Raw genomic sequence first — 15,804 nt, 5'->3', positions numbered from 1 at the left:
TTAATTCCTTGCTCTAAAGCTTAAAGCTTCTAAAATATGGGTTTTGTTAATATTAAGACTTTGTTCTAAATCTGCTATACTTCTTGAAACTTTTAAAATTTTATTAAGCGATCGCAAAGAAAGATTATAACGTGAAATTGCTAAATCTAGCGTATCTTTAGCATCTTTTTCCAATACACAAAAACGACTTAAATCTTCATCTTTTAATTTCCCATTAAATTCTTTTTGCCCTCGTTTTTTACCAAAAATAAAAGCTTGTAAAATTTTTTCACTCATTTCTTTAGAACTTATACTTGTTTTATCATCCTTGCTGATCTCATCCATAGCTACATAAAGATCAATCCTATCCATAATAGGAGCTGAAATGTGATTTTTGTATTTTTTAATCTCATTTTCACTACAAACACAAGAAAGATTTTTAGAAAATAAATTTCCGCAAGGACAAGGATTTTGGGCAGCTATAAAGCTAAATTTTGTTTCATAAGTGATTTTAGAATTTACTCTTGAAATATGAATTTTATGATCCTCCAAAGGTTCTCTTAAACTCTCTATGATTTGCTTGTTAAAATGTGGAAATTCATCAAAAAACAATACTCCACCATTTGCAAGTGCGACTTCTCCAATTCTAGCATTTTTTGTTCCTCCGCCAAAAATACTTGCTCTTGTAGAAGTATGATGAGGATGACGAAAAGCACGAATTTTAGTAAATTCACAATCTTTTGAATCTAAAGACATATAAGCATTTTGCATTAAAATTTCACTTAAACTTTGAGGAGGCATGATATAAACAAGGCGTTTAGCACACATACTTTTACCACTTCCTGGACTTCCTTCAAATAAGATATTATGCATACCTAAAGCAGCTATCATACAAGCTCTTTTGGCTTTTTCTTGTCCTTTGATGTCTTTAAAATCAAGTTTAAAATCCATATTTTGTAAAAAAATTTCATTTTCTATTTGTAAAGGGCTTGCGAATAAAGGATGATTGTGAGAAAAGCGAAAATTTTCATAATTTTTTTCTTTAAAAAACTCTATTGCTTCATTTAAATTTTCAAGTCCATAAACCTCCAAATTTGGTATCATGGAAGCTTTTTGCGCTATACTTTTTGGAACAACGATTTTAGCTTTTTTAATTTTAGCAGAGAGAAACAAAAGCAAAGAAAAAAGCTCATTTGTACTTTTAATACTTCCATCAAGTCCTAATTCTCCTACTACAAAAAAGTCATCTAATTCTTCATTTTGCAAAAGAATTAATAAAGCGATAGCCAAATCAAAATGCGATCCCTTTTTTGGGATGCCTGAAGGACTAAGATTGATAGTAATTTTTTTAGCAGGAAAAGCAAAATCACAACTTAAAAGCGTGGCTTTGATGCGTTCGACACTTTCCTTAATCGCTGCACTTGCAAGCCCTACTATGCTTAAATTTGGCAAACCTCTTGTAAAAGTGGATTCTACCTCTATAATGTCTAAGCCTTCATGAAAGCTTATGCACTTTAGTTTTTTCATTTCTCTTTTTTATGATTTTTCTTCTTTTTCTTAAATTCTTTATCGAATTTTTGACGCTTGGCAAAGGAAATTTTTTCTATAAATAAATGTCCATTTAAATGATCATTTTCGTGTTGAATAGCCACAGCTAAAAAACCTTTTGCTTCAAGTTCTTTAAATTCTCCAAAGCGATCTTGATATTTAAGCAAGATATGATTATAGCGTTTCACTTCTTCAAAAAAATCTGGCACACTCAAACATCCTTCTATGCAAGTGATCATTTCTTCATCTAAAGGAATAATTTCAGGATTGATAATCTCTAGCAAATCTTCTTTTTTTTGTTCATCATTTTCATTAAAAATATTCACAAGTAAAACACGCAAAGGAATATCCACTTGAATAGCTGCTAAACCTACTCCATTACTTGCTATCATAGTTTCATACATATCATCAAGTAAGGTGTGAAGTTTTGTATCAAATTTATTTACAATTTCAGAGTTTAAAAAAAGTCTAGGATTGGGATAAGTGATAATTTTTCTAACCATTAAAAAGCCTTTGTTTTAAATGATCTCCAAAGAAATCATTTAAAACTTTTTTCCAAAACCTTATCAATCAGCCCATATTCTTTAGCTTCTTGTGCTGACATGAAAAAATCTCTTTCTGTATCTTTTGCTATTTTTGCAACTTTTTGCTTAGTATTTTTTGCCAAAATATCATTAAGTATAGTTTTGAGTCTTAAAATTTCTTTGGCTTGAATTTCAATATCTGTGGCTTGACCTCTAGCTCCACCTAAAGGTTGATGAATCATAATACGTGAATTAGGCAAAGCAAAACGTTTTCCTTCTGCGCCACAACTAAGCAAAAATGCTCCCATAGAAGCAGCTTGTCCTATACAAATCGTACAAACATCAGGTTTGATATAGTTCATAGTATCATAAATGCTAAAACCACTTGTAATTACACCACCTGGAGAATTGATATAAAGATAAATATCTTTCGTAGGATCTTCAGCTTCTAAAAAAAGAAGTTGTGCTACGATAGAAGCGGCAAGTTCATCATGAATTTCACCACTTAACATAATAATTCTATCTTTTAAAAGGCGTGAATAAATGTCATAACTTCTTTCACCACGACTAGATTTTTCAATAACATAAGGAATAAACATTATTTATCTTCTTTCTCTTTTTTGCTCGCTTTTTCCGATTTTTCTGTTTTTGGCATAAAAATATCATTAAAAAGTTTTTCTTCAATTAAAGCCATTTTCACAGCAGGTAAAGCTCCTTGTTTTTTATAGTTTTCTAAATGCTCTTTTGGATTCATACCATAGCGATATGCTTCAAAATAAATCGCTTGAATCAATTCTTGATCATTTACTTCAATCTTACGCAATTTTGCAAGCTCATCAATAATAAAAGTAAGTTTTACACTTTTTTGCGCTTCTTCTTTAAAAGAATCACGTTTTTCTTGGTATTTTTCTTTACTTGCTTTAAGCTCTTCAATTTCTTTTTCGCTAAAAGTATTAAAAGCCGCACGCATTTGCATATCAGTTTCTTGTTCTACTATGCCTTTAGGTAAATCAAAATTATATTTTTCAATCAAAGCATCTGCAAATTTGCCTTTTAATTCATCATTTACAAGTTTAAAAAGTTTTTCATTTTTGATTTGCTCTTTTAATTTTTCATCTAAAACTTCAACACTAGCTTTTTCTTCTCCTGGTAAAAGTTTTTTAAGCATTTCATCATCAAGTTCTGGAATTTTAAGTTCTTGAATTTCATGTAGTTTTACTTTAAATACTGCATCTTTACCCGCTAAATGCGTCGCACCGTATTCTTTAGGGAAAGTTACTTTGATATCTTTTTCTTCACCTATTTTCATTCCTACCATACCATCTTCAAAACCTGGAATAAATTGCTTAGAACCAATTTCTAAAACATAATTTTCAGCTTTACCACCTTCAAAAGCTTTATCATCTACAAAACCTTCAAAATCAAATTTTGCAAAATCACCTTCTTTTAAAGCTCTTTTTGTTTTTATAGCTTCAGGAGTAGCAAAACGCTTTAAAAGTTCATCTTTTTTCTCATCAATTTCTTTTTTACTTACTTTTGGAGTTTGATATTCAGGGATAAGTTTTTCATAACCATCAAGTTTAATTTCAGGTTTAAAAGAAAGTATTAACTCAGCAATAATTTCTCCATCTTTACGATCAAATTTTTCAAAATATGGCTCACCTACAAGCTCTTTACTTTCTTTTTTAAGTTCTTGTAAAGCACTATTTACAGAGGATTTAAAAAGATTTTGTTCTGCATCTTGAGTGAGTTCTCTTTCATATCTTTTAAGTACAGCACTTACAGGAACTTTTCCTGGTCTAAAACCGTCCATTTTTACACTTTTAGAAGCTTTTTTTGCTAAATTTTCTACTTCACTTTTGATCATTCCTGAAGGAATTTTTACACTAGCAGTCGCATTAACAGAATCTAGTTGCTTTGCCTTTACTTCCATAGTTTTTTCCTTATAAAATAAAATTTGCTTTCAATGATAGCAAATTTTTCCTTATTACTTGCATAAAATTTTAAAGTAATTTATGATAAAATTGCAATATTACATTATTATTAAAATATAAAAATATTTTTTGGAGAAAAATTTGCAAAAAAAATTTGAAGATTGTGTTAAAACCATGCTTGAAATTATAGGAGAAAATCCAAATCGTGAAGGGCTTATTAAAACACCAAATCGTGTTTTTAAAGCTTATGAATTTCTTACCAGTGGTTATACGCAAAATGTCAAAGAAATTTTAAATAATGCTTTATTTGAAAGCTCTAATAATGAAATGGTTTTGGTGCGTGATATAGAATTTTATAGTCTTTGCGAACATCATCTTTTACCTTTTTTTGGGCGTGCTCATGTAGCCTATATTCCTAATAAGAAAGTAGTAGGTTTAAGCAAAATTCCACGCCTTGTAGAGGTGTTTGCAAGAAGACTTCAAATTCAAGAACAACTTACCGAACAAATCGCACAAGCTTTAATGGAAAATGTCGATGCCAAAGGTGTTGGCGTAGTCATAGAAGCAAGACATATGTGTGTTGAAATGCGTGGAGTACAAAAAGCTAATTCCACCACTACAACTTCAGCTTTGCGTGGAATTTTCTTGAAAAATGAAAAAACTAGAGAGGAATTTTTTTCTCTCATAAACTCTGCTAAACAGGTAAGATTTTAATGAATCTTGAAAAACTACGATCAAAACTTGGTAAAGAAAATTTAAGTGCTATTTTTGGAGAGATTACAAAAATTTCTGCTACGAGTATAGAAATTCGTGGGCTTAAAACAGGGGTTGGAGATATAGTGAAGTTAGTTTCCAATGAAAATGAAAATTTAAACACTCTAGCTATGGTCGTAGAAATTAAAGAACAATTTAGCTATTTAAGTCCTTTTTCTTTTATAGAAGGTTTTAAAATAGGCGATCGTGCTTTCATAAGTGATGCAGGTATGCAAATAGGCGTTAGCGATGAACTTTTAGGCAGAGTGGTAGATCCTTTTATGCGCCCAAAAGATGGTAAAGGAGCTATAGAAGTAAGTAAATATATGCCTATAATGCGTGCACCTATTGATGCGATGAAAAGAGGGCTTATAGAAGAAGTTTTTCCCGTGGGTGTTAAAACCATAGACGCGCTTTTAACTTGTGGTGTAGGACAAAAACTTGGTATTTTTGCAGGAAGCGGGGTAGGAAAATCCACTCTTATGGGAATGATAGTTAAAAATTCCAAAGCTCCTATAAAAGTAGTGGCTCTCATAGGAGAAAGGGGGCGTGAAATTCCTGAATTTATACAAAAAAATTTAGGTGGAAAGCTCGATGATACAGTGATTATTGTTGCTACAAGTGATGATAGTGCTTTGATGCGTAAATACGGTGCTTTTTGTGCAATGAGTGTGGCAGAATATTTTAAAGAACAAGGTAAAGATGTACTTTTTATCATGGATAGTGTAACGCGTTTTGCTATGGCGCAAAGAGAAATTGGACTAGCTCTTGGGGAGCCTCCTACAACCAAAGGTTATCCGCCAAGCGTTTTAAGTCTTTTGCCTCAACTCATGGAAAGAACGGGTAAAGAAGAAGGTAAAGGCACTATAACAGCCTTTTTTACCGTTTTAGTAGATGGAGATGATATGAGCGATCCAATCGCCGATCAAAGTCGTTCTATCTTAGATGGACACATTGTTTTAAGTCGTGAATTAACAGACTTTGGAATTTATCCTCCTATTAATATACAAAACTCTGCTTCAAGGGTAATGAGTGATATTATAAGTCCTGAACACAAACTTTGGGCAAGAAAATTTAAGCGTTTAAACTCGCTTTTAAAAGAAAATGAAGTACTGCTTCGCATTGGTGCTTATCAAAAAGGAAGTGATAAAGAACTTGATGAAGCTATTTCTAAAAAAGAATTTATGCAAAAATTCTTAGGACAAAACCCTGAGGAAAGCTTTGAATTTAACCAAACTTTAGAGCTCTTGAGTCAAATTGATACGCCAAATACTCCTTTGCCACCAACTCAAAATATAAATGTAGGAAGTGCAAGTGCAACCTTGCCTAATCCTAATTTAAAATAAAATTATTTGATAAAATAATCTCCATCAAAACTGATTAAAGAATATTTTCTTTCATTGCCTATGCTTTGAGTTAGCTCTTCTATGCTTAAAAAACTTAGCGTATCAGCTTCTACATATTCACGCACTTCTTCAGCATTTTTATTTGCGCTGATAAGTTCTTCAAAAGTTGGAGTATCTATACCGTAAGTATCAGGAAATTTGATCTCAGGACAAGCTATGGCAAGATGGATTTTGCTCGCTCCTGCAGCACGAAGTAAGGAAATTATTTTTTTAGAAGTAGTGCCACGCACCAAGCTATCATCAATGACTACGATTTCTTTGCCTTCTAAAACTTTACGCATAGGGTTAAGCTTTAATTTTACTTTTAAATTTCTAAGCTCTTGAGTTGGCTCTATAAAAGTTCTTCCTACATAATGATTTCTTACTATTGCCATTTCAAGAGGGATTTGTAAATATTGAGCAAAACCTATAGCTGCACTTACTCCACTATCTGGCACAGGCACGACAAAGTCTGCTTTATAAGCAAATTTTTTAGCTAAAGCTTCGCCCATTTTTTTACGCACTTCATACACGCTTTTACCTTCTACTATGCTATCAGGTCTAGCAAAATAAATGTATTCAAAAGCGCAAATTCTAGGAGTTTGAAAAAAAAGTTCTATGCTTTCAAATTTATCATTTCCCTGAGTAAAAATAAGCATTTCCCCTGGTTTAACATCGCGAATAAATTCAGCCTCTATAAGATCAAAAGCACAAGTTTCACTAGCAACTATATAGCCTCCATCTTTTAAACGTCCTAAAGACAAAGGACGTACCCCATGAGGATCTCTTACAATATAAAGTTTATCTTTGCTTGCTAAAACAAAACAATAAGCTCCTATACATTCTTTTAAACTCTCAATAAATCTATCTTTTAGACTTTCTTGCTTACTTCTTGCGATAAGATGAACAACATTTTCTGTGTCCATATTGGTTTGAAAAATAGCCCCATCTTGAATAAGTCTTGATCTTACTTCTTCTTTATTGACCAAATTTCCATTATGCGCTAAAGCAATATCACCTAAAACCGAAGTAGCTGCTATGGGCTGAGCGTCATTTAAACTTGAATTTCCTGCTGTAGAATAGCGATTATGCCCTATAGCGATTTCACCTTCTAAAGTTTTTAGATTATCGGGATTAAAAATTTGACTCACTTCACCTTTGGCTTTAATAGTCTTAATATTTTTACCATTACTCACACTAATACCACTTGCTTCTTGCCCACGGTGTTGCATAGCAAAAAGCGCATAATACGCATAAGTGCTAGCATTTTTTGAATTGATAACTCCTACAACTGCACACATTTTAAATTCCTAAAAAATCATTGATTGAATACATTTTTGCTTCTTGCTTACTAAGCCAAATAGCGATTTTAATCGCACCTTTAGCAAAAGTTGCCCTTGAAGTAGCGGTATGATTAAGTTCTAAAAACTCACCATCTTCATAAAAACCTACTGTATGGCGTCCTACTATATCGCCACCCCTTAAACTCATTACAGTAATTTCATCTTTGCTTCTTTCACCTATGATGCCATCTCTTCCACTTACTCTTACTTTTTCAAGTTCTAAATTTCTAGCTTTTGCTACACTTTGAGCTAAAGTCATAGCTGTACCACTTGGTGCATCTTTTTTATGGCGATGATGCATTTCTAAAATTTCTATATCAAAATTTCTTAGCATTTGACTGGCTTTACTAGCAAGATAGTTTAAAACCGCAACACCTAAAGACATATTGGTCGCGTAAAAAATCGGCATTACTTCACTAGCACTTTGCATTAAATGTAAAATTTTCTCATCAAGGCCTGTTGTACCTATTACCAAAGGTTTAGGCATAGTTCTTGCATAATTTAAAAGCTCATGAGTTCCACTTGGGGAAGAAAAATCAATAATCACATCGCTTTTTTCAAAAAGCTCTTCTAAATTTCCACCCTTATCATAAAGTATCGAAATTTGTACTTGTGTTTCGCTTTTTAAACATTCTTCAATCTGTTTTCCCATTCGTCCTTTAGCGCCATAAATTCCTATTTTAATCATCTTTTTCCTTGAAAATAAAATATTGATTTTAGCATTTATTTTGTAAATTTTAAATAATAAAATTAAGCTTTATAGTTTTTTAATTTATATAAATTATCTAACAATTTTGCTTCTTCTCCTAAGCCCTTGCTATGATAAAATTTTAAATTTTTACTAAGATATTTTTGCTCTACCCAGCCACCAAAATCATGTGGATAAAGATAGTTTTGTTTTTCTTGATGATTGTTGTTAAGATAATTAGGTATTTCTAAAGCTTCATTATTTTTTACATAGTTTAAAGCTTCATTGATAGCTTTGTAGCTTGCATTGGATTTGATTGTGCTTGCTAAATAAACTACGCATTGGGCTAGGATAATTCTTGCTTCAGGATAACCTATATTTTTAACAGCTTCTAGAGTCGAAACTGCTAAATTTAAAGCATTTGGATCGGCATTTCCGATATCTTCACTTGAAAAAATCACTAAACGCCTAGCGATAAAATCCGCACTTTCTCCTGCATCAATAAGTCTTGCAAGATAATAAATAGCTGCATCAACGTCACTTCCGCGCAAACTTTTTATCATTGCACTTGCTAAAATATAATGTGTATCTTTTGAGCTAACACCTTCACTATTTATGCTGTTGCGAAGTTTTTTAAGATTTTCAAGACTGATATGTTTTTCATCTAAAACCAAGACAAATTCAAGCAAATTTAGCATAGCTCTTGCATCAGCGCTTTTAAGTAGAAAATCTTTAGCTTCTTTATCAATACTAAATTTCATTTTTTCTTGTACACGCAAGAGTAAAGTTTCAAGTTCCTTTACCCCTAAAGATTTAAATTCGAAAAGCATGGAACGACTTCTTATACCAGAACTTAAAACAAAATAGGGATTTTCAGTGCTTGCACCGATTAAAATTAAACGGTAATTTTCCATAGGAATTAAAAGCATTTCTTGTTGGGTTTTGCTAAGGCGGTGAATTTCATCAATAAAAATTAAAGGCTTATAAAGACTATTTTTATAATTGTCTAAAATTTTTCTTAGTTCTTCGAGTTTAAAATTTCCTCCATCAAATTCATAAAAATCTAAGCCAAATTCTTTTGCTACAACTCTAGCAAAAGTTGTTTTTCCAGAACCTGCTGTTCCAAAAAAAATACTATGAGGAAGTTTTTGTAAAGCAGTAAATTTTTTGAAAATTTCTATAAGCTCGTATTGTCCTAAAATATCATCAAAATTTTTAGGGCGAAAGGTCAAAGCTAGGCTCATTAATTTAAATCCATATTTGAAAATTTACTACCATTAATTTTTAGCTGAGGATTGGCTAAGCTATCATAAGATAAATTTAGAAAAAAGTTATTATTTTCTTTTAAAAAATATTGATTTAAACCTCCATAATCCTTTGTCCAAGGAAAAATTTCATCAGGCTCATCTGAACTGATAACTTGTAATTTTACTTGATAAGAGTTGTTAATATTTAAATTGCCTTGTAGACTGATATTTTGTTTATTTTTTTCAAGAATTAAATTTTGTATTTTTAGATCAAGATTTTTTTGAATAAAATGAGAGATATTGAAATTTGAGTTAAGAAATTTATTTATGGTTATATTAAATTTTGTTTTGTCAAAATTTAAATTCTGACCCAATAAAGATTTAAGATCAATATCAATTTCATTGGATTTTCCTTGTATGTTTAAGTTTATTGTTGAATTTTCTTCATTAAAATTTACTTGGTTTTTGCTATAAAAAGAATTGATTTTATTGTTATCTAGCACAAGATAATCAAAGTTGATCTCTTGTTGGCTATCGCTAAATAAATTTAACTCATAAAATTGTACAGGATTGTTAAAAAATTGTTCGTAATTTAAATTTTGTAATACAAATTTAGTATAAAATTGAGAAAAATCAATCATATCAAAATGTATTTTAATGTTTTTAATTTCTAAATTTTTACTCATTAAAGCTTCAATATATCCGCCGTTTATGATGGTATCTCCGCCTTCATTGCTTAAATTTATATCTTTAATATTTAGAAATATTTTAGAGTTGTTATCGTGTAATTTGAGAGTAAAAGTTCCTAATTTATTGTTTTTTAACACTTCATCTAAAAAATCAAAAGGATTTGTAAAATTTCCTTTTATAATTTTATTTAAGAAAAAATAATTATTAAATTTAAGGTTGATTTTGGTTGAAAGCTGTGTATGAGAGTGATTTAAAGTAAAACTTCCTTTAGAGGTTAAAAAACCTTTTTTGAAGTAAATATCTGTAATTGTATAATCAGGATTGCAATTTTTAATAAATTTATTAAATAAAAGTTCGTTAGTGTATCCTATATAAAATATATGAGTAATAAAACCTAATATAAAACAAAAAACAATAAAAATCGATTTTTTCATTATTTGCCTTAGATGAAAATATAAGTGTTATTTTATAAATTGCTTGTTAAAAAAGAGTTTAAATTTTTATTTAAGAGCAATGAATGTAGTTTAGCAAAGAATGATTTTATAAATCCCTTGTTAAGGGATTTATATTAATAAGCTTTTTTATAACATTGAATTTCAATTTTTCTAGCTACTGGAATAGCTTGAGTATTTGGTGTAGCAGGTGTTCCATAAGAAATTTTACTTTCTAAAAAATTTCCAACCTGTAAATCTTTAAAAGTTCCATCTTTATCTGTTCCAAAAATACCACAATCATCCATTTCTATTTCGGTATTTGGTAGAACTTTTATAGCCATTTGTCCGCCATAAATAGAGTCAATAAGCAAGGTTTTATTGTTATCATAAATTTGTGCAATAGTACCTTCAAGTTTTAGACTATCTGCAAAAAGCATTGAGCTAGCTAAAAGTGCTGATGCAAATAAAATACTTTTTTTCATAATTATTTCTCCTTCAGTGTAAAGTGATAACATTATAAACTTTTTAAGTGAAGTGAATGTGAAGTTAAAAATTTTGATTTTTTAGTTTTGATAATATTATGCAACTTATTATATTTTGACCATCGTTACTTCTAGTTGTAAATTTAAAAGAGTGAATACTTTATCAAAGATAATTCAAAATTATTTTTTTATTCTTGTTTAAAATGGTTACAATTAGAAAATATATTTTTTTCAAAAAGCTATAAATTAAACACATATAAGTTGGACTTAAAATATCCTATTTTATTATCGAATAAAAATGATACAAAAGGATAGGATATGGAAATTTTTTTAGCTTTATTGGGTTTTTTCTCATTAGGATTGATGGTTTGGCTTTTGCTAAAAGATTATACTACTCCGGCATTAGCTTTTATAAGTGTAAGTATTAGTGTAGCTTGTATTTTACTTATTCTTGAACAGCTTGGTTTTGGCGTGGGTGCAGCTTTAGAGGTTAAAGGGGATGTTTTTGATATTAAGACATTGGTTGCTTTTATTAAAGATGGAGTCAAAAGTGTAACGGATACGGCAGCTTTGTTTGTTTTTTCTATACTCTTTTTTAGTGTTTTAAATGCAAGTGGTTTTTTTACTAAAATTTTAAATGCGTTTTTATCAAAAATGAAAGCTAATGTATATCAAGTTTGCATTCTTACTGTTTTTATTGCTGCTGCTGTACATTTAGATGGTTCAGGTGCTTCTACTTTTCTTATTGTAATACCTGCATTATTACCTATTTATGAGCGTTTAGGTATAAGAAAGACTTCAATGTTATTGATTATTACTTCGGCTATGGGTGTTATGAATGTTATTCCTTGGGGTGGTCCTACTTTAAGAGCGGCTACTAATATAGGAATGGATGCAAATTTGCTTTGGCACCATATTATACCTATTCAGATTGTAGGTTTGGTATTATCCCTTCTTTTGGCAATTTGGATTGCTAAGATAGAAATAAAAAGAGGTGCAGGCGCAGGTAACTTGTCGGGAATAAATTTAAATATAGAAAAAAGCGAACACCATAATGAAAAATGGTTTTGGTTAAATTTACTTGTAGCTATTGGGGTTATTGGGCTTTTAATTAGTGGCATTTTTCCTAGTTATATTTGCTTTATGATAGGACTTGCAATAATTTTACCGCTTAATTATCCTAATTTAAAAATAGCTAAAAAAGTTTTAGATCGTGCAAGTGCTGGTGCAATGCTTATGTATATTACTTTAATTGGTGCTGGGATATTAATAGGCGTATTTGATAAAAGTGGTATTATGGAGAAAATGGGTGTTTTGATTTTAAATTTTGTTCCAGATTATTTAGGTGCTTATATTCCTTTGATGGTAGGGATATTGGCTGTTCCAATGGCAATTATTTTTTGTACAGATTCTTATTTTTATGGAGTGATGCCTATAGTTTTGAGTGTAACTAAGGCTTTTGGTGCTGAACCTTTGACTATAGCTATTATCATGGTGATAGCAAGAAATTGTGCGACATTTATTTCTCCTGTTGTGCCTGCAACTTTGCTAGGTTGTGGTTTAGCAGAGGTTAATATTAAAGATCATATCAAAAGAAGCTTTTTTTATATATGGGGTATAAGTATTATTTGCTTGATTTTTGCTGAGGTAGCTGGGATAATATAATTAAAATAAAAGAACTTTTGATTTTTCAATGATTGGTTCATTGTTTTATGATATTTTTGAGTCAAAAATTTATAAAAATATAAGCGTTTTTTTGTATTATTTTATTTTTCTTTAGAGAAAAATTATAAATTTAAACTTATAAGAATATTTTTTAAGTTGAAAGTAAATTTTAAAACGGAGAAATGATGTACAAAAAACAAAATTTACCAGAACTTACCTTAAGGGGTTTGATTTTGGGAAGTATTTTAACCATTATTTTTACAGCTTCAAATGTATATTTGGGGTTAAAAGTGGGACTTACTTTTTCATCATCAATTCCAGCTGTGGTCATCTCCATGGCGGTTTTGAGTCTTTTTAAGACTTCAAATATTTTAGAAAATAATATGGTTCAAACTCAAGCTTCAGCAGCAGGAACTTTATCATCAGTTATTTTTGTTATCCCAGGGCTTTTTATGTGTGGGTATTGGAGTGAATTTCCACTTTGGCAAACTTTTATGATATGTCTTTGTGGTGGCGGACTTGGAGTGCTTTTTACTATACCATTAAGAAGGGCTATGGTGGTTGAAAGCAAACTTGCTTATCCTGAAGGTAGGGCCGCAGCTGAAATTTTAAAAGTAGCTAATAAAGATCAGAGCAATAAAAAAGGAAAACAAGGTATTAAAGAAATAGCATTAGGCTCTTTTATAGCTGCTATTTTTAGTTTATTAACCAATGGTTTTAAACTCGCTGCAAGTGAGAGTAATTTTGCTTTTATTTGGAATAAAATGGTTTTTGGTTTTTCTATGGGATATTCTTTGGCACTTTTAGGAGCGGGTTATTTAGTTGGTTTAGCAGGTGCTATAGCTCTTTTTGTAGGTATGTTTTTAGCTTGGGGTATTTTTACTCCTTATCTTTCAAATTTTGAATTCGATAGTGCAAAAAATGCCGTAGATTTAGCTTCTAGTGTATGGAGTTCTAAAGTAAGGCTTATAGGAACAGGAGCTATTGCTATAGCAGCGCTTTGGACTTTAATAGAACTTTTAAAACCCGTTATTGAAGGTATTAAAGAAATTGTTAAAAATGTTAAAATTACTAATCAAGAAAAAAATGAAAGAACAAATATAGATCTTTCTTTAAAAAGTATTTTTATACTTTTTGTTTTAATGGTTGTGGGTTTATTTATTACTTTTTATAGTTTTGTTGAAGATGCTAACTTAAGTATTTATTATCAAATGCTATTTTCATTTATTGGAACTTTAGTTTCTGTTTTAATAGGTTTTTTTGTTGCAGCAGCTTGCGGATATATGGCAGGACTTGTAGGATCTTCTTCTAGTCCTATTTCTGGAATTGGGCTTATTGGTGTTATTATTTCTTCTATTGTTTTTTTGGTTTTAGGTGTGGAACTTTTTCAAGATCCTATGCTTTCTAAATTTGCAGTAGCATTAGCTATTTTTACTACTAGTGTTATTTTGGCTACAGCTGCTATTTCGAATGATAATTTACAAGATTTAAAGACAGGACATTTAGTCGGAGCTACTCCTTGGAAGCAACAAGTTGCTTTACTTGTAGGCTGTGTTTTTGGTGCTTTGGCTATAGTTCCTGTTTTAAATTTGCTTTATCAAGCCTATGGTTTTGTTGGAGCAATACCAAGAGAAGGTATGGATGCTTCATCGGCTTTAGCAGCACCGCAAGCGAATTTAATGAGTACTATCGCTCAAGGAATTTTTCATCACAATATAGAGTGGGGTTATATGGCTTTTGGTGTATTTGTAGGAATTTTAATGATTATTATAGATAAAATTTTAAGAAGAACACAGAAAATGTCTTTGCCGCCTTTAGCTGTTGGAATAGGTATTTACCTTCCGCCTGCTGTAAATATACCTTTAGTTATAGGCGGAATTTTAAAATATATTGTAATGCAATACTTGACTAAAAAATATGCAAAAAATTCTCATAAAGAAGAAAAACTTGCAAGTTGTGAGCAAAGAGGCACGCTTTTTGCTTCAGGGCTTATAGTGGGTGAAAGTATTTTTGGGGTAATTATCGCAGGAATTACTGTATTTTCAGTAAGTATGGGTGGTAGTGAAAATCCTTTAGCTTTAAATTTAGTAAATTTTCATGATAGCGAGCTTTTCGCACTTATCTTTTTTGTGGGAGTTGTATTATATTTTATTAAGCGTATTGTTAAAAAAGATGCTTAATTTTTGGGGTTAAAACCCCATTTAATCCATTCTGATATAATTTTTCTTTTGCAATTATCATTCAAGGATTAAAATGGAAAATTTATATGCTTTAATACTTGGAATTATAGAAGGTCTGACTGAGTTTTTACCTGTTTCTTCAACAGGACATATGATTTTAGGTACGACTATTTTAGGTATTGATATAGATGAGTTTTGGAAAAGTTTTTTGATTATTATCCAGCTTGGTTCTATTTTGGCGGTAATTTTTGTATTTTGGCGTAAATTGTTTCAAGGGCTTGATATTTGGTTAAAACTTGCAGTGGGATTTTTTCCTACTGGAGTTATAGGGCTTTTTGTGGCAAAATACTTAAATGCTTTATTTAATGGTTGGGTTGTGGTTGGAATGCTCATTTTTGGTGGTGTTGTGCTTATTCTTATAGAACTTGCGCACAAAAATAAACAATATCATATCAATTCCTTAGAAGAAATAAGTTTTAAACAAGCTTTTTGTATAGGTATTTTTCAATCTTTGGCCATGATTCCTGGCACTTCAAGGAGTGGAGCAAGTATTATTGGCGGGCTTTTGTTAGGATTTAATAGAAAAGTGGCTGCTGAGTTTAGTTTTTTACTTGCCATTCCAACGATGATTATTGCTACAGCTTATAGTATTTATAAAGAGCCTGAATTACTGAGTAATGCAAATTCTTTAATTCCTTTAGGCATAGGTTTTATCACTGCTTTTGTTGTTGCGGTTTTAGTTATAAAATTTTTCTTAAAATTTATTTCTAAATTCGACTTTATCCCTTTTGGAATTTATCGTATTATTTTAGGATTTGTTTTCTTTTATTTGTATTATAGTGGGATTTTAAATGCTGGAAGTGAATTTAAGCTATAAATAAATATTAAACTTATTCTAAGATTTTTTTAAAAATAAGCTGAATTTCAAAAATAATTAAGTCTTAGAAAGTTA

The 15,804-nt window shown here is 30.5% G+C and carries 14 protein-coding genes; 5 read left to right on the top strand and 9 right to left on the bottom strand.

Going from position 1 to position 15,804, the window contains the following annotated elements; genetic code table 11:
* The 4 genes from ELQ09_RS06490 to tig are packed head-to-tail and all read right to left on the bottom strand — an operon-like array spanning position 1 to position 3,984.
* Positions 1 to 1,506 (bottom strand): YifB family Mg chelatase-like AAA ATPase, encoded by a 1,506-nt coding sequence (locus ELQ09_RS06490; protein ID WP_088303917.1) that lies wholly within the window; start codon positions 1,504 to 1,506, stop codon positions 1 to 3.
* A complete protein-coding gene (def, locus tag ELQ09_RS06485; RefSeq protein WP_088303918.1) occupies positions 1,503 to 2,030 on the bottom strand; it encodes a peptide deformylase in 528 nt (175 codons plus the stop codon). The genes ELQ09_RS06490 and def overlap by 4 nt, the downstream gene beginning before the upstream one ends.
* Positions 2,031 to 2,065: 35 nt before the next feature.
* Positions 2,066 to 2,650: an ATP-dependent Clp endopeptidase proteolytic subunit ClpP gene (gene clpP, locus ELQ09_RS06480; RefSeq protein WP_002806309.1), complete on the bottom strand. Its 585-nt coding sequence runs from the start codon at positions 2,648 to 2,650 to the stop codon at positions 2,066 to 2,068.
* Positions 2,650 to 3,984, bottom strand: coding sequence for a trigger factor (tig, locus tag ELQ09_RS06475; RefSeq protein ID WP_070316663.1), 1,335 nt, complete (start codon positions 3,982 to 3,984; stop codon positions 2,650 to 2,652). The genes clpP and tig overlap by 1 nt, the downstream gene beginning before the upstream one ends.
* Positions 3,985 to 4,126: 142 nt before the next feature.
* Between tig and folE the strand changes: the two genes are divergently transcribed.
* Positions 4,127 to 4,699, top strand: a complete 573-nt coding sequence (folE, locus tag ELQ09_RS06470; RefSeq protein WP_002937171.1) for a GTP cyclohydrolase I FolE — start codon at positions 4,127 to 4,129, stop codon at positions 4,697 to 4,699.
* Positions 4,699 to 6,084 carry a flagellar protein export ATPase FliI gene (gene fliI, locus ELQ09_RS06465; RefSeq protein ID WP_002854283.1) on the top strand — a complete coding sequence of 462 codons (1,386 nt, stop codon included), beginning with the start codon at positions 4,699 to 4,701 and terminating at the stop codon, positions 6,082 to 6,084. The genes folE and fliI overlap by 1 nt, the downstream gene beginning before the upstream one ends.
* Before the next feature lie 2 nt (positions 6,085 to 6,086).
* Here fliI and purF read toward each other — a convergent pair whose 3' ends face one another.
* The 5 genes from purF to ELQ09_RS06440 all read right to left on the bottom strand — a co-directional run bounded on the left by purF (position 6,087) and on the right by ELQ09_RS06440 (position 11,007).
* Positions 6,087 to 7,424, bottom strand: coding sequence for an amidophosphoribosyltransferase (gene purF, locus ELQ09_RS06460; RefSeq protein ID WP_070316662.1), 1,338 nt, complete (start codon positions 7,422 to 7,424; stop codon positions 6,087 to 6,089).
* A 1-nt stretch (position 7,425) separates the two neighbouring features.
* The gene (gene dapB / locus ELQ09_RS06455) at positions 7,426 to 8,154 is read right to left on the bottom strand and encodes a 4-hydroxy-tetrahydrodipicolinate reductase (RefSeq protein WP_134263849.1); all 729 of its coding nucleotides are present in this window, start codon (positions 8,152 to 8,154) and stop codon (positions 7,426 to 7,428) included.
* 62 nt (positions 8,155 to 8,216) lie between these two features.
* Complete coding sequence (locus ELQ09_RS06450) at positions 8,217 to 9,398, bottom strand: AAA family ATPase (RefSeq protein WP_134240023.1); 1,182 nt, start codon at positions 9,396 to 9,398, stop codon at positions 8,217 to 8,219.
* A complete protein-coding gene (locus tag ELQ09_RS06445; RefSeq protein ID WP_134240024.1) occupies positions 9,398 to 10,525 on the bottom strand; it encodes a hypothetical protein in 1,128 nt (375 codons plus the stop codon). The genes ELQ09_RS06450 and ELQ09_RS06445 overlap by 1 nt, the downstream gene beginning before the upstream one ends.
* Positions 10,526 to 10,659: 134 nt before the next feature.
* Positions 10,660 to 11,007 (bottom strand): hypothetical protein, encoded by a 348-nt coding sequence (locus ELQ09_RS06440; protein ID WP_002851849.1) that lies wholly within the window; start codon positions 11,005 to 11,007, stop codon positions 10,660 to 10,662.
* A gap of 318 nt (positions 11,008 to 11,325) precedes the next feature.
* Between ELQ09_RS06440 and ELQ09_RS06435 the strand changes: the two genes are divergently transcribed.
* From ELQ09_RS06435 to ELQ09_RS06425, 3 genes are all read left to right on the top strand, one after another.
* On the top strand, positions 11,326 to 12,672 hold the full coding sequence (locus tag ELQ09_RS06435; protein ID WP_134263848.1) for an SLC13 family permease: 1,347 nt from the start codon (positions 11,326 to 11,328) through the stop codon (positions 12,670 to 12,672).
* A gap of 182 nt (positions 12,673 to 12,854) precedes the next feature.
* A complete protein-coding gene (locus tag ELQ09_RS06430) occupies positions 12,855 to 14,852 on the top strand; it encodes an oligopeptide transporter, OPT family (RefSeq protein WP_096702702.1) in 1,998 nt (665 codons plus the stop codon).
* A 73-nt stretch (positions 14,853 to 14,925) separates the two neighbouring features.
* Positions 14,926 to 15,729 carry an undecaprenyl-diphosphate phosphatase gene (locus ELQ09_RS06425; protein WP_096702700.1) on the top strand — a complete coding sequence of 268 codons (804 nt, stop codon included), beginning with the start codon at positions 14,926 to 14,928 and terminating at the stop codon, positions 15,727 to 15,729.
* The last annotated feature ends 75 nt before the right edge of the window (positions 15,730 to 15,804 follow it).

Origin of the sequence: Campylobacter sp. CH186, from assembly GCF_004378925.1 — a bacterium.
GTDB classification, from domain to species: domain Bacteria; phylum Campylobacterota; class Campylobacteria; order Campylobacterales; family Campylobacteraceae; genus Campylobacter_D; species Campylobacter_D jejuni.
This window is presented reverse-complemented; position numbering and strand designations above follow the sequence as displayed.

Bases quoted from the DNA above. Each gene is read 5' to 3' on its own strand.
- ELQ09_RS06435 (WP_134263848.1), top strand. From the start codon at position 11,326: ATGGAAATTTTTTTAGCTTTATTGGGTTTTTTCTCATTAGGATTGATG.
- def (WP_088303918.1), bottom strand. From the start codon at position 2,030: ATGGTTAGAAAAATTATCACTTATCCCAATCCTAGACTTTTTTTAAAC.
- ELQ09_RS06440 (WP_002851849.1), bottom strand. From the start codon at position 11,007: ATGAAAAAAAGTATTTTATTTGCATCAGCACTTTTAGCTAGCTCAATG.
- fliI (WP_002854283.1), top strand. From the start codon at position 4,699: ATGAATCTTGAAAAACTACGATCAAAACTTGGTAAAGAAAATTTAAGT.
- ELQ09_RS06490 (WP_088303917.1), bottom strand. From the start codon at position 1,506: ATGAAAAAACTAAAGTGCATAAGCTTTCATGAAGGCTTAGACATTATA.
- tig (WP_070316663.1), bottom strand. From the start codon at position 3,984: ATGGAAGTAAAGGCAAAGCAACTAGATTCTGTTAATGCGACTGCTAGT.
- ELQ09_RS06430 (WP_096702702.1), top strand. From the start codon at position 12,855: ATGATGTACAAAAAACAAAATTTACCAGAACTTACCTTAAGGGGTTTG.
- clpP (WP_002806309.1), bottom strand. From the start codon at position 2,650: ATGTTTATTCCTTATGTTATTGAAAAATCTAGTCGTGGTGAAAGAAGT.
- purF (WP_070316662.1), bottom strand. From the start codon at position 7,424: ATGTGTGCAGTTGTAGGAGTTATCAATTCAAAAAATGCTAGCACTTAT.
- ELQ09_RS06450 (WP_134240023.1), bottom strand. From the start codon at position 9,398: ATGAGCCTAGCTTTGACCTTTCGCCCTAAAAATTTTGATGATATTTTA.
- dapB (WP_134263849.1), bottom strand. From the start codon at position 8,154: ATGATTAAAATAGGAATTTATGGCGCTAAAGGACGAATGGGAAAACAG.
- ELQ09_RS06425 (WP_096702700.1), top strand. From the start codon at position 14,926: ATGGAAAATTTATATGCTTTAATACTTGGAATTATAGAAGGTCTGACT.
- ELQ09_RS06445 (WP_134240024.1), bottom strand. From the start codon at position 10,525: ATGAAAAAATCGATTTTTATTGTTTTTTGTTTTATATTAGGTTTTATT.